A 13,009-nucleotide genomic window follows, 5' to 3' on the forward strand; every position below is an offset into this window, starting at 1 on the left:
TGCACCGAGCGAGGCGCAAATCGGGTGGATCACGCCGTTGGGGGACGGTGCCACCCGGGAACCGGCGGCGCGAGCGGGCGACGCTTACGGGGGTGAGGGTCGCCCGCCGCCGCCGGGCAGGCGGTACGAGCGCCCACCGGCAACCTGAGGGTCTCCGGTGGGCGCTCTGCCGTTGTCGTACAGATCTTGGCGGACCGGCCCCGGTAGGGCTCATTCGCCGCCGGGCTTGCGATCGGCGGCCCGCCCGTACCCCGTACTCAGGTGGAGGCGCGGACGGCGGCCGGTGCGGTCGCCGCGGCCTCGGCGGCCTGGGGCACCGGCGGTGTGACGGCGGTGACCGGCGCGACCGGCTCGGCGGGACGACGCAGGCGGGTCGCCCGGCGTTCCCGGGCCGGCCCGGAGAGCAGGTGGGCCAGCGCGGTCATCGCGCCGATCGCGGCGCAGCCCAGCCAGAGCGTGCCGTTGCCGGCATGCTCCCGGACCACCCCGCCGAGCACCGGGGCGACCGCGCCGGCCACCTGCCAGGAGAGCGAGAAGACGCCCTGGTAGCGGCCCCGTAGCTCGGCCGGGGAGAGTTCGGCGATCAGGGTGGCGTTGGACGGGGAGTTGAGCATCTCGCCGAGCGTCCAGATCAGGACGGTGAGACCGAAGAACCAGGCGGCGTCGGCGAACGCGGTCAGCCCGAAGCCGACGCCCATCACCACCGAGGCGAGGGCCAGCACGTGCGACCGGCTCCGCCCCCGGATCAGCCGGGGGACGAAGAGTTGGCCCGCCACGATCAGCACCCCGTTGAGCGCGATCACCGAACCGTAGGTGGCCGGGGACAGCCCGGCGTCGCCCATCGCGATCGGCAGCATCGAGATGTGCTGGAGGAAGACCAACGCGCCGAACAGGTTGAGCGTGACGAACCCCAGGAAGATCCGGTCGGAGGCGATGGTGCGCAGCGCGCCCAGCGGGGCCGGCCCGCCCGTGGGGGCGGTGACCGTCGGGGCACCTCGGGTCTCGCCGACCCGGACGAAGATGATCAGCGCGGTGACCAGCGTGGTGGCCGCGTCGACCACGAAGAGCAGCAGGTAGCTGGCCTCGGCGGCGAGCCCGGCGAGCACGGCGGCGCAGGCGAAGCCCAGGTTGATCGCCCAGTAGTTGAGCGAGAACGCCCGCAGCCGGTCCCGTTCCGGCACCACGTCGACCATCATGGCCCCGAAGGTCGGCCTCGCCGCCTCGGCGAACATGCCGAGCAGCAGCGCGCCCACCGCCACCGTCCAGAGCGGCCGGGCGAAGCCGAGGGCCAGCATCATGGTGGCCGCGCCCAGGTGGGCGGTGAGCAGGGTGGGCCGCCGTCCCCACCGGTCGGCCAGGGTGCCGCCGACGGTGGTGCCCACCGCCCCACCGACCCCCCACAGGCCGATCACCAGGCCGGCCTGGGCGGCGGAGAAGTCGCGCGCCTGGGTCAGGTAGATGGCGAGGAAGATCAGCACGAACGACCCGAGCCGGTTGATCAGGGTGCCGGCCCAGAGGTACCAGAAGGTCCTCGGTAGTCCACCGGTGGTGTCCCGGAACCAGCCCCGTACCGTCCGCACGCCCGCGCCCCCGCTCAGGTAATGACCGTTGTCCTTGAAGCGCCTTACAACCTAGTTCCGGGGCCGGACCCCGGTCACCGGCTTTTCCACGTGGTGGTCGTCACCACCACCGCCCGCGTGTCCCTGCGCGTCGTGCGGCAGGATGATCGGCATGACTGCGAGCGAGGGGCCCACCGTCGGGACGCTGGTCCTGCTGCGGCACGGCGAGAGCGACTGGAACGCGAAGAACCTCTTCACCGGCTGGGTCGACGTCGACCTGACGGCCAAGGGCGAGGCGGAGGCGCGTCGCGGCGGCGAGCTGCTGCGCGAACACGACCTGCTGCCGGACGTGGTGCACACCAGCGTGATGCGCCGGGCGATCCGCACCGCCGAGCTGGCGCTGAACGCCGCCGACCGGCACTGGATCGCGGTGCGCCGGTCGTGGCGGCTCAACGAGCGGCACTACGGCGCCCTGCAGGGCAAGAACAAGAAGCAGACCCTGGACGAGTACGGCGAGGAGCAGTTCATGCTCTGGCGTCGCTCGTACGACACCCCCCCGCCGCCGATTGCCGACGACGACGAGTTCTCGCAGGTCGGTGATCCGCGTTACGCGTTGCTGCCCGGCGAGCTGATGCCGCGTACCGAGTGCCTCAAGGACGTGGTGGAGCGGATGCTCCCGTACTGGTACGACTCGATCGTGCCGGACATCCTCGCCGGCCGGACGGTGCTGGTGGCGGCACACGGCAACTCGCTGCGCGCCCTGGTCAAGCACCTCGACCAGATCTCCGACTCGGCGATCGCCAAGCTGAACATCCCCACCGGCATCCCGCTGCGCTACGACCTCGACCCGCAGCTGCGCCCGCTCACCCTGGGCGGCACCTACCTCGACCCCACCGCCGCCAAGGAAGCCGCCGCCGCGGTCGCCAACCAGGGCCGCTGAGTCGCGAGGAAGGGCTCCCCGCCGGCGGATTCCGCCTGACGGGGAGCCCTCTCCCTATCGTTCGGTCGCGCCCTGGAGGCCGCCCCGGGTCAGCTCGCGGCGGGGGCGGTCTCGCCGGTGATCAGGTAGACCACCCGCTCGCCGGCGTTGACCGCGTGGTCGGCGAACCGCTCGTAGAAGCGGCCGAGCAGGGTGGCGTCGATGGCCGTCTCCACCCCGTACGGCCACTCGTCACCGAGCAGCATGCCGAACAGGCTCTTGTGCAGGTCGTCCATGACGTCGTCGTCGCGGTCCAACTCGGCGGCGATGTCGGCGTCGGGGCTGGCCAGCACCTTGCCGATCTTCTCGGCCATCCGGTCGGCGACCGACGCCATGTCGGTGAAGACCGGCCGCAGCTCGGCCGGCACCGCCGGTGACGGGTGCCGGCGCAGCGCGGTCTTCGCCACGTGGTCGGCCAGGTCGCCCATCCGCTCCAGATCGGCCGCGACGTGCAGGGCGGTGATCATCGCGCGCAGGTCGGAAGCGACCGGCGCCTGCCGGGCGAGCAGGTCGCAGACCCGCTCCTCGACGTGCTGGTAGAGGTCGTCGATCTCGGCGTCCCGCGCGATCACGGCCTCGGACGCCTCGCGGTCGGCGGTGAGCAGGCCGCGGGTGGCCTGGCGCATCGCGGCGCGCACCCCCTCCGCCATGTCCACCAGCAGTTGGCTGACAATCTGCAGGTCGGCCCGGAACTCGTCGCGCATCGTCACTTCCTGGGGTCGGTGTCGCCGGCGGCCCGAAGGATCGTCGGCGTACGGGTTGAGCAGGTGCGGAACCCACCGTAGGCGGGGGCGACGGACCCGAGATGAACCCGGGTGAACGACGCGGGGCCCGGGAGTGAATTTCTGCCAAAGCGAGTGTGGTTCGTCCCGTTCTGGGCGATAGCCAGGTTAACAATGACCCTACGATCGCCGGGTGGAGTGGGCGGTGGCGATCGTGGCGGCTCTGGTGACCGGACTGGTCGCCGGGCTGCTGCTGTCGCGACCCGTCCGCGACTGGCGACACCGAGCGGTGTCGTCCGGGAGCGAGGGCTCTCGCTGGAGTATGGGGAGGCGTGCGATTCCCGACGACCAGTCCGGCGGGCTATCCGGGCTCGGCCGCAAGACCATCGACTCGCTCCGCGCCGGTGTCGTGGTGCTCGGCCCGGACGACGTGCCGGTGCTGGTGAACCCGGCCGCTCGAGCGATGGGACTGCTCCGTACCGGCGCCACCCCCGGTTCCATCGCCGCCCATCCGTTGATCCGTACCCTCGCCGGGCAGGTCCGACGCACCGGGGTGCGGCGCGAGATCGAGCTGGACCTGCCCCGTGGCCGCGACAACGCCGGGGAGAACCCCCTCGGCGTGCACCTGCGGGCGATGGGCCTCGGCAGCGGGTTCATCGCCGTCGAAGCGGCCGACGTCACCGAGTCGCACCGGCTGGCCCGGGTGCGGCGGGACTTCGTGGCCAACGTCAGCCACGAGTTGAAGACCCCGATCGGGGCGCTGCAACTGCTCGCCGAGGCCCTGGTCGACGCCACCGAACCGGCCGACGGAGCACCCGAGCTCTCGGAGGACATGCTGGCCGCCCGCCGGTTCGCCGAGCGGATCCAACACGAGTCGACCCGGCTCGGCCGGCTGGTGCAGGAGTTGCTGGAGCTGACCCGGCTCCAGGGCGCCGAGCCGCAACCCGCGCCGGAGCCCGTCGCGATCGACTGGGTGATCGCCGAGGTGCTCGACCGGACCCGCACCTCGGCCGCCGCCCGCCGGATCCAGGTGGTGACCGACGGGGACCGGGGCCTGACCGCGTACGGCAGCGACAGCCAGCTCGCCACCGCCGTGTCCAACCTCGTCGAGAACGCGATCACCTACTCCGGCGAGGACACCACCGTCCGGGTCACCACCCGGGCGGACGACGACCACGTCACGGTCTCCGTCACCGACCAGGGCATCGGGATCGCCCCCACCGATGTCGACCGGATCTTCGAACGGTTCTACCGGGCCGACCAGGCCCGGTCCCGCGCCACCGGTGGCACCGGCCTCGGCCTGGCCATCGTCAAACACATCGCCAGCAACCATGGCGGCCGGGTGGAGGTGGCGAGCACTCTGGGAGGGGGCTCGACGTTCACCCTCCGGCTACCCGCCGGCCCTCCGGACGCCCTGGAGACGATACTGCCGTCCGCTGGTATCGAGCCCGGCCCGGCCGAACTCCGCCAGGTCTGACCGTATGAAAGGAAACACCCCGTTGAGCCGCGTACTGGTGGTCGAGGACGAGGAGTCGTTCTCCGACGCCTTGTCGTACATGCTCCGCAAGGAGGGCTTCGAGGTGTCCGTCGCCGCGACGGGCACCTCCGCCCTCACCGAGTTCGACCGGACCGGCGCGGACATCGTGCTGCTCGACCTGATGCTCCCGGAGATGTCCGGGACGGAGGTCTGCCGGCAGCTGCGACAGCGCTCGCACGTGCCGATCATCATGGTGACCGCCCGGGACAGCGAGATCGACAAGGTGGTCGGGCTGGAGATCGGTGCCGACGACTACGTCACCAAGCCGTACTCGCCCCGGGAGTTGGTGGCCCGCATCCGGGCCGTGCTGCGCCGGCAGACCCCCGAGGCGACCGAGTCGGGTGCGCCGACCCTGGCTGCCGGCCCGGTCCGGATGGACATCGAACGGCACGTGGTGACCGTCGACGGGACGGCCGTGCAGCTGCCGCTCAAGGAGTTCGAGCTGCTGGAGCTGCTGCTGCGCAACGCCGGGCGGGTGCTCACCCGGGGCCAGCTCATCGACCGGGTCTGGGGTGCCGACTACGTCGGTGACACCAAGACCCTGGACGTGCACGTCAAGCGGCTGCGCTCCAAGATCGAACCGGAGCCGTCCGCACCCCGGTTCATCGTCACCGTGCGTGGGCTGGGCTACAAGTTCGAGCCGTAGGCCGGCCCGGGGCCACAGGTTCGGGCCGTAGGTCGGCCTGGGCCGTAGGTCTGCCAGGTGGGGGCAGGGGCGACGGGCCGGGCGTCCCTGCTCACCTCTCGGTGCTGGCCGGGTGCGGGGCGATCTGACCCTGGCGCAGCCGGGCCGCGCACAGCTCCACCAGCTTCGCGTACGCGGGCCCGCCGATCAGCGCGGTCAGCTCCGGGCCGTACGAGACGTACATCGGTTCGGTGCCCACGTGCGCGTCGGTGGAGGAGGTGCACCACCAGTCCAGGTCGTGCCCGCCGGAGCCCCAGCCCCGCCGGTCGAACTCCGCCAGCGTGGAGACCAGCACCTTGGTGTCGTCGGGTCGCGTGGTCCACTCCTGGTCCCGGCGGATCGGCAGCTGCCAGCAGACGTCCGGCTTGTACTCCAGCGGGTGTACGCCGTCGCGCAGCGCCTGGCCGTGCAGGGCGCAGCCGCCCCCGCCGGGGAAGTCGGCGTCGTTGAGGAACACGCACGGGGCGTCTTCGCCCTGGGTGGCGGTACGCCGGGCCGGGTTCTTCCCGTCGATGGTGTCGGTCTCGGTCCAGTTCTTCGTACCCCGGCGGAAGTGCTGCCAGGTCTGCGGGGTGAGCCGCTTGACGGCGGCCCGGACCCGCTTCTCGTCGTCGGCGTCGGTGAAGAACGCGCCGTGCGAGCAGCAGCCGTCGGCGGCCCGGCCGGCGACGATGCCGTGGCAGCCCCGGCCGAAGATGCACGTCCAGCGGGACAGCAGCCAGGTGAGGTCGGCGCGGACCAGGTGCCGCTCGTCGGCCGGGTCGACGAACTCGATCCACTCACGAGGGAAGTCCAGCCCCACCTCCCGGCTACGGGGGTCACCGGGGTCGTCCACCAGCACGTGCAGCTCCACCTGGCTCGTCACCCGGCCCAGCGTACGCGGGGTCGGTCCCGCGGGCCGGCGAGCCGCGGAAACGCGTTGGCCCTAGGGTCTTCTCATGCGGCTGGGTGTGCTCGACGTCGGTTCCAACACGGTTCATCTGCTGGTGGTCGACGCCCACCACGGCGCGCATCCGTGGGCGGCGCACTCCGAGAAGGTGGTGCTGCGGCTGGCCGAGCAGATCGGGCCGGACGGCGCGCTCACCCAGGCCGGTGCCGACGGGCTGGTCGAGGCGGTCGGGTCGGCCCGGTCGGCGGCCACCGCCCTGGCCGTCGACGACCTGCTGGCCTTCGCGACCAGCGCGGTGCGTGACGCCACCAACGCGGCCGAGGTGCTGACCCGGGTGCGGGAGGAGACCGGCGTACGGCTGGAGGTGCTCTCCGGGGCGGACGAGGCGCGGGCGACCTTCCTCGCGGTCCGGCGGTGGTTCGGTTGGTCGGCGGGGCGGCTGCTGGCGATGGACATCGGTGGCGGCTCGTTGGAGTTGGCCGCCGGCATCGACGAGGACCCGGAGGTGGCGGTGTCGTTGCCGCTGGGGGCCGGTCGGCTGAGTCGGGAGCGGCTGCACGTCGACCCGTCGGGGCGGACGCCGCCGACCGCCGAGGCCGTGGAGGAACTGCGGCAGTACGTCGACGCGCAACTCGACCCGGTGGTGGAGAAGCTGGCGGGGGTGGGCTGGGAACGCCCGGTCGCCACCTCGAAGACCTTCCGGACGCTGGCCCGGCTGGCCGGGGCGGCGCCCTCCTCGGCGGGCCTGTGGGCCCGACGCAGCCTCACCCGGACCGGGGTGCGGCAGGTGCTGGGGTTCGTCCGGCACATCCCACCGGCCCAGCTCCCCGAGTTGGAGGGGGTGAGCGTCGGACGGGCCCACCAACTGCTGGCCGGTGCCGTGGTGGCCGAGGCGGTGCTGCGCCGGTTCGACCTGCCGGCGGTGGACATCTGCCCGTGGGCGTTGCGTGAGGGCGTCATCCTCAGACGGTTGGATCAGCTGGAACCGATGTGACGTGCAGCGGTCGTCCCGGGGGTTTTGCGGTTGCTCGTCCGGAAGTGGGGTGACCGGCCGGGCTACTCTCAGGGTTGTGACTTCCCGCGTCCCGGTGCTCCTGTCCACTTCCTCGGTCTTTCCCGAACGGACCGCGGCGGCGTTCCAACTCGCTGCGGCGCTCGGCTACGACGGCGTCGAGGTGATGGTCTGGACCGATGCCGTCAGCCAGGACGCCGGCGCGCTACAGGGCCTCGCCAGGCACTACGGCGTGCCGGTGCTGTCGGTGCACGCCCCCTGTCTGCTGGTCACCCAGCGGGTGTGGAGCCCCGACCCGTGGGAGCGGCTGCGCCGGGCCGCCGAGCTGGCCGACACGTTGGAGGCGCCGACGGTGGTGGTGCACCCGCCGTTCAGCTGGCAGCGTGACTACGCCCGGAGCTTTGCCGACGGGCTGGACGCCGTCGCCGGCCGGTTCGGCGGGCTGCGCCTCGCGGTGGAGAACATGTACCCGGTACGGATGGCCGGGCGGCAGTTCGTCCCGTACGTGCCCGGCTGGGATCCGACCGAGGCCGGCTACCCCTCGTACACGCTCGACCTGTCGCACTGCGCCGCGTCGCACACCGACTCGCGGGCGATGGCCGACCGGATGGGCGCCGGCCTGGCCCACGTACACCTCGGTGACGGCACCGGGGAGGGGCGCGACGAGCACCTGGTGCCCGGCCGGGGCAACCAGCCCTGCGCCGAGCTGCTCCGTTCGCTGGCCGGCCGTGGCTTCACCGGCTCGGTCGCGGTGGAGGTGACCACCCGGGGCGCCAGGAGCCGCGCCGTCCGCGAGGCCGACCTACGCGAGTCCCTCGCCTTCGCCCGCGCCCACCTCACCGCCCCCTCCCCCCTCAACGCCTGACCCCACCCCCCACCCCCCACCCCCCTTCCCCCCTTCCCCCTCCCCCCTCCCCCCGTTCCGGTGATCAAGAGGTTTGCGTCAGCCCTGCGGAGAAACGTGACGTAAACTTCTTGATCAACTCGTGGGGGTGGGGTTTGGGTGGGGGTTTGGGGGTTAGGGGACTGGGGTGAGGGTGGGGGGTGGGGTGGGGTGTTCGGTGGCGGCGCGTTTGCGGGCGCGGTGGGCGGCGACGTGGGAACGGGTGGCGCAGCGCTCCGAGCAGAACCGGCGGCAGCAGTTGGACGAGGTGTCCAGGTAGACGTTGCCGCAGCGCTCGTCGGCGCAGACCCCGAACCGGGCGCTGCCGTACTCGCAGAGCCAGACCGACAGGCCCCACACCGCGCCGGCCAGGTACTCCGCGCTGACCGAGGCGCCCCGGCTGGTCACGTGCATGTGCCAGTCGCTGGAGTCGTGACCGGAGATGCGCGGCTGCACCGGGAACGCCTCCAGCATGGCGTTCAGCTCGGCCACCGCCTGGGCGTCGCGCCCCGAGGTGCCGTACTCGAAGACGTCGCGCAGGCGCTTCTGCGCCCGGCGGAAGATCGCCAGGTCCCGCTCGGCGACCTCGTCGCGCATCCACGCGTTGTCGTCCGGAATGAGGGCCCGCAGGTCGTCGAGGCCGTCCAGGCGGGCGTTGACGAGGTCGACGCCGGTCCTGGCGTACGCGTCGAAGTTCACCTGACCAACGGTAGACGACTCATGCGGCACGCGGCGCGTCGATGTAGTGCGGCAGAAAGCGCGCGTAACCGTCGGTGATCAGACTCTCGCTCTCTCGGATGCCGACGCCGGCCGACTCCCCGTCGACGATCCAACTGCCCAGCACCATCCGGCCCCCGTCGAACTGCGGCAACGCCCGGAACTCCTGGTAGCAGAAACCCTCCTCACCGTAGATCCCCGGATTGCTGATCTCCGCGTCGCCGGTCACGATGCGTACCGAGCCGCCCTCCCGGCCGAGCAGCGGCTTCGCCACGTACTCCGGCATCCCGCGCGGCGAGTCCAGGTACGCCGGGAGCAGGTACTCGTGCCCCGGGTACAGCTCCCAGAGCACGGCCAGCAGCGCCTTGTTCGACAGCAGCAGCTTCCAGGCCGGCTCGATCCAGGTGGTCGGGGTGCCCGGGTCCAGCGCCGGACGGCCGTACGGCTCGGCCAGCATCCACTCCCACGGGTAGAGCTTGAAGCAGGTGGTGACCGGCCGGTCGGCGGCGTCGACGAAGCGCCGGCCGTCCCAGCCGAGGTGCTGGATCGGCAGCAGCGTCACGTCCAGCCCGGCCTGCCGGGCCGTCTCGGCCAGGTAGCCGGCGGTGATCTGGTCCTCGCCGGACTCCTCCTCGTTCGACCAGCACACGTGCACCCGCCGGTCGTGCAGCCCGGTGCCGATCTTCGCCCACGCCCCGACCAGTCGCTCGTGCAGGCTGTTCCACTGGTCCGCGTCGGGGCGGGTCTCCTCCAGCCAGTACCACTGGACGATGCTCGCCTCGACCAGGGCGGTCGGGGTGTCGGCGTTGTACTCCAGCAGCTTCGGCGGCCACGAGCCGTCGTAGGCGAGGTCGAACCGGCCGTACAGGGTGGGCGGGCGTTCGTGCAGCGACCGGGCCACCGCCTCCGCGGCCCAGGCCGGGATACCGAACTCCGCGTACCGGTTGCGGGCCACCACGTGCTCGGCGGCGGCCACCGACATCCGGTGCAGCTCCTCGGTCGCCTCCTCCAGCCGTAACACCTCGTCCAGCTCGAAGGCGTATGCGGCCGACTCGTCCCAGTACGACATGATCTCGCCGTCGGGCAGCTCGGTGTCGACGTACACCAGTCCCTGGCTGCGGATCACCGCGTCGAAGTCCGGGCGGGGGGTGACCCGCTCGCGGCGCACCGTCAGCCGCCGCAGGAGGCGAGGTGGGTGCCGAAGCCGCCGCGCTCCGGCAGCGCGCCGGCCACCGGGTCGGGCGCGGCGGTCCGGGGATCGATGCCGACCGTCGGGACCTGCATGGCGAGCGCGACGGTGTCCCCGCCGCCGACCGGCCCGAGGGCGCAGTCGTCATCGTCGTCGTCGGAGGTCAGGTTGCAGCCGGAGAGGGCGAGCGCCAGCGCGGTGAGCGCACCGAGCTGCACGGAGGCCGACCGCAGCCGGCGGCGGGGGTGTCGTTCCACGTTCATGGTTGTAACCGATCTACGCCACCCGCGCGCCCCCGGACCGGGGCCTGTGATGCGGTTGGAACCTGCCCGATGAGGTCCGGCCGCCGCCGGGCGCAGCCGTACCGCCGGGCGATACCCTCGGCTCATGCTCCGTTCCGTCATCCTCGCCGCCTCCCGGTCATCCCAGGTCGAGCGGCTCGTCGCGACGGCCCCGTTCACCCGGGACGTCGTCCGCCGGTTCGTCGCCGGCACCGGCACCGACGACGCGTTGCGCGCGACCCGCGCACTCGTCGCCGACGGCCTCGCGGTCACCCTCGACAACCTCGGCGAGGACACCGTCACCCCCGAACAGGCGACCGCCACCCGGGACGAGTACCTCACCCTGCTGCAACTGCTCGCCGCCGCCGGGCTGACCCCGGCCGCCGAGGTGAGCGTGAAGCTCTCCGCCCTCGGCCAGCGGTTCGACGAGCAGTTGGCGTACGACAACGCGCGGGCGATCTGCGTCGCGGCCGACCAGGCGGGCACCACGGTCACCCTGGACATGGAGGACCACACCACCACCGACTCGACCCTGGACGCGCTGACCAAGCTGCGCAAGGACCACCCGTCGACCGGCGCGGTGCTCCAGGCGTACCTGCGGCGTACCGAGTCGGACTGCCGGGAGTTGGCCGGCGTCGGGTCGCGGGTGCGGCTGTGCAAGGGCGCGTACTCCGAGCCGGAGTCGGTGGCCTACCAGGCGGCCCGTGAGGTGGACAAGTCGTACGTGCGGTGTCTCAACGTGCTGATGTCCGGGGACGGTTACCCGATGCTGGCCACCCACGACCCGCGCCTGATCGCCATCGGCGAGGACCGGGCCCGCTGGTTCGACCGGGGACCGGACGAGTTCGAGTTCCAGATGTTGTACGGCATCCGCCCCGAGGAGCAGGCCCGGCTGGCCGGCGAGGGCTACACGGTGCGCACCTACCTGCCGTACGGCGAGGACTGGTACGGCTACCTGATGCGTCGCCTCGCCGAGCGTCCCGCGAACCTGATGTTCTTCGGCCGGGCGCTGGCGTCGAAGAAGTGAGCCGGGTCGGGTCGCCGCGCGGGTGACTCTGGCCGGATCGCCCGATTCGTCGTACCCTTCGCCGGTGACCGAGGACGCCCCGCGCCGTCGCCCACCGTGGTCGCGGTGGACGGCGCTCGCGGTGGTTCTCGCGCTGCTCACCTGCGGTCTGCCGGCGGCGCTGCTGGCCGGAGCCGGCCGTCGGGCCGCCGATCGTCAGGTGGTGGCCCGACCGGCGGGCGCGTCGGCCGATCCGGCCGGTCCGGCGGGCCCGGCCGACCTGGCTGATCCGGCCGACCTGGCCGTCCGCACCGGCCGGCACCTCGCCGCCCAGCTCGATCGGCAGGCCGCCGCGCTGCTGCGGGGCGACCGCGCCGGCTTCCTGGCGATCGCCGACCGGTCCGCCCGGTCCGCCCTGGCCCGCCGGTACGCCGCGCTGCGGGCGCTGCGGGTGACGGTGTGGCGGGCCGAGCCGGAGGGGCTGCCCACCGCCGTCCCCGGGCAGCCCGGCCGGTGGCGGCAGCCGGTCACCTTCCGGTACTGCCTCGTCGTGCCGGACTGCCGGCCCGACCCGGTGCGGGTCCAGACCCGGTGGCGCGGGTCCGACGACGCCCCGGTCCTGCTCGCCGTCGAGGAGTCCCGATCGGAACGGACCGGTCCGCGACCCTGGGAGGTCAGCGAGCTGGTCGCCGCCGTCGGCCCACGGACGGTGGTGGCCACCACCCCGGCGTACCGCGAGCGGCTGCCGGGGCTGCTGGCCGGGGCCGAGGCGGCGGCGGAGGTCGCCGACCGGTACGCGGTGGCCGGTCCGCCCCCGGACCGGTACCGGATCTTCTACGCCGGCCGATCCGAGTGGCTGCGCTGGTACGGCGGGGGCCGACCCCGGTGGACCGCCGGGTACGCGGTCACCGTCGGCGACGGGCGGCACGAGGTGGTGCTCAACGCCGCCGCGCTCACCGCCAGTGGCCCCGACGAGCTGCTCCGGCACGAGCTGACCCACGCGGCATCGCTGCCCCCGGCGGGCTATTCCGGTGGGCAGACCTGGTGGCTGGTGGAGGGGTTGGCCGAGTACGCCGCCACCGACAACGCCCCGGTCGACCGCTACGAGGGGCTGGACGAGGTCCACCGGTTCGTCGCCGACGGCTGGGACGGTCGGCTGGCCGGCCTCGCCCCGGCCGACGACGCCCCGGCCGACCGGGCGGGCGCCGCCTACGGCGTCGGCTACCTGGCCGTCCGACACCTCGCCGACCGGTACGGCGAGCAGCGGATGCTGGCCTTCTTCCGGGCGGTACTGCACGAGGGCCGGACCGTCTCCGAGGCGTCCGCGCAGGTCTTCGGCGAGCCGTGGCAACCGTTGCACGACGAGTGCGTCGGCTACGTCCGCACCCGAACGTAGTCTGCGTCCAGGTGGAAGACACCAGGTCACGACCGGGTGAACGGCATCTCGCGCAGGATCAGTTGCCGGAAGGGATCGCGCAGGTCACAGCCGTCCCGCTACCGTACTGATAACACGCGCGTTGCCGGCCCGCACGGGAGCTCCGTCGGGTGGC

General features: G+C 72.7%; 13 protein-coding genes. 7 read left to right on the plus strand and 6 right to left on the minus strand.

Features of this window, described 5'->3' with window-relative positions:
* Window positions 1-257: 257 nt before the first annotated feature.
* Window positions 258-1,580: an MDR family MFS transporter gene (locus ACIG87_RS17020; protein WP_396851446.1), complete on the minus strand. Its 1,323-nt coding sequence runs from the start codon at window positions 1,578-1,580 to the stop codon at window positions 258-260.
* Window positions 1,581-1,731: 151 nt separating this feature from the next.
* Between ACIG87_RS17020 and ACIG87_RS17025 the strand changes: the two genes are divergently transcribed.
* Window positions 1,732-2,499, plus strand: a complete 768-nt coding sequence (locus tag ACIG87_RS17025) for a phosphoglyceromutase (protein ID WP_396851447.1) — start codon at window positions 1,732-1,734, stop codon at window positions 2,497-2,499.
* 89 nt (window positions 2,500-2,588) lie between these two features.
* Here ACIG87_RS17025 and phoU read toward each other — a convergent pair whose 3' ends face one another.
* Complete coding sequence (phoU, locus tag ACIG87_RS17030) at window positions 2,589-3,242, minus strand: phosphate signaling complex protein PhoU (RefSeq protein WP_396851448.1); 654 nt, start codon at window positions 3,240-3,242, stop codon at window positions 2,589-2,591.
* Window positions 3,243-3,549: 307 nt separating this feature from the next.
* Between phoU and ACIG87_RS17035 the strand changes: the two genes are divergently transcribed.
* Both ACIG87_RS17035 and ACIG87_RS17040 read left to right on the plus strand, forming a co-directional pair.
* On the plus strand, window positions 3,550-4,737 hold the full coding sequence (locus ACIG87_RS17035; protein WP_396851543.1) for a sensor histidine kinase: 1,188 nt from the start codon (window positions 3,550-3,552) through the stop codon (window positions 4,735-4,737).
* A gap of 22 nt (window positions 4,738-4,759) precedes the next feature.
* Entirely contained in the window at window positions 4,760-5,443 is a 684-nt protein-coding gene (locus tag ACIG87_RS17040) for a response regulator (RefSeq protein ID WP_396851449.1), read from the plus strand.
* A 91-nt stretch (window positions 5,444-5,534) separates the two neighbouring features.
* Here ACIG87_RS17040 and ACIG87_RS17045 read toward each other — a convergent pair whose 3' ends face one another.
* Entirely contained in the window at window positions 5,535-6,347 is an 813-nt protein-coding gene (locus ACIG87_RS17045; protein WP_396851450.1) for a hypothetical protein, read from the minus strand.
* Window positions 6,348-6,420: 73 nt separating this feature from the next.
* On the opposite strand from ACIG87_RS17045, the gene ACIG87_RS17050 reads away from it, so the two are divergent.
* Both ACIG87_RS17050 and ACIG87_RS17055 read left to right on the plus strand, forming a co-directional pair.
* Window positions 6,421-7,365 (plus strand): Ppx/GppA phosphatase family protein, encoded by a 945-nt coding sequence (locus ACIG87_RS17050; protein WP_396851451.1) that lies wholly within the window; start codon window positions 6,421-6,423, stop codon window positions 7,363-7,365.
* 76 nt (window positions 7,366-7,441) lie between these two features.
* Window positions 7,442-8,248 (plus strand): sugar phosphate isomerase/epimerase family protein, encoded by an 807-nt coding sequence (locus ACIG87_RS17055; protein ID WP_396851452.1) that lies wholly within the window; start codon window positions 7,442-7,444, stop codon window positions 8,246-8,248.
* Window positions 8,249-8,401: 153 nt separating this feature from the next.
* Here the strand turns inward: ACIG87_RS17055 and ACIG87_RS17060 are convergent, their stop codons facing one another.
* The 3 genes from ACIG87_RS17060 to ACIG87_RS17070 are packed head-to-tail and all read right to left on the minus strand — an operon-like array spanning window position 8,402 to window position 10,435.
* Window positions 8,402-8,965, minus strand: coding sequence for a CGNR zinc finger domain-containing protein (locus ACIG87_RS17060; RefSeq protein ID WP_396851453.1), 564 nt, complete (start codon window positions 8,963-8,965; stop codon window positions 8,402-8,404).
* Window positions 8,966-8,984: 19 nt separating this feature from the next.
* The gene (locus ACIG87_RS17065) at window positions 8,985-10,151 is read right to left on the minus strand and encodes a glutathionylspermidine synthase family protein (RefSeq protein WP_396851454.1); all 1,167 of its coding nucleotides are present in this window, start codon (window positions 10,149-10,151) and stop codon (window positions 8,985-8,987) included.
* 2 nt (window positions 10,152-10,153) lie between these two features.
* On the minus strand, window positions 10,154-10,435 hold the full coding sequence (locus ACIG87_RS17070; RefSeq protein WP_396851455.1) for a hypothetical protein: 282 nt from the start codon (window positions 10,433-10,435) through the stop codon (window positions 10,154-10,156).
* 124 nt (window positions 10,436-10,559) lie between these two features.
* Between ACIG87_RS17070 and ACIG87_RS17075 the strand changes: the two genes are divergently transcribed.
* Window positions 10,560-11,480 carry a proline dehydrogenase family protein gene (locus ACIG87_RS17075; RefSeq protein WP_396851456.1) on the plus strand — a complete coding sequence of 307 codons (921 nt, stop codon included), beginning with the start codon at window positions 10,560-10,562 and terminating at the stop codon, window positions 11,478-11,480.
* A 64-nt stretch (window positions 11,481-11,544) separates the two neighbouring features.
* Complete coding sequence (locus ACIG87_RS17080; protein WP_396851457.1) at window positions 11,545-12,855, plus strand: hypothetical protein; 1,311 nt, start codon at window positions 11,545-11,547, stop codon at window positions 12,853-12,855.
* The last annotated feature ends 154 nt before the right edge of the window (window positions 12,856-13,009 follow it).

This window comes from Micromonospora sp. NPDC051925, assembly GCF_044548625.1.
Lineage (GTDB): Bacteria > Actinomycetota > Actinomycetes > Mycobacteriales > Micromonosporaceae > Micromonospora.

Bases quoted from the DNA above. Each gene is read 5' to 3' on its own strand.
- ACIG87_RS17025 (WP_396851447.1), top strand. From the start codon at position 1,732: ATGACTGCGAGCGAGGGGCCCACCGTCGGGACGCTGGTCCTGCTGCGG.
- phoU (WP_396851448.1), bottom strand. From the start codon at position 3,242: ATGCGCGACGAGTTCCGGGCCGACCTGCAGATTGTCAGCCAACTGCTG.
- ACIG87_RS17050 (WP_396851451.1), top strand. From the start codon at position 6,421: ATGCGGCTGGGTGTGCTCGACGTCGGTTCCAACACGGTTCATCTGCTG.
- ACIG87_RS17070 (WP_396851455.1), bottom strand. From the start codon at position 10,435: ATGAACGTGGAACGACACCCCCGCCGCCGGCTGCGGTCGGCCTCCGTG.
- ACIG87_RS17075 (WP_396851456.1), top strand. From the start codon at position 10,560: ATGCTCCGTTCCGTCATCCTCGCCGCCTCCCGGTCATCCCAGGTCGAG.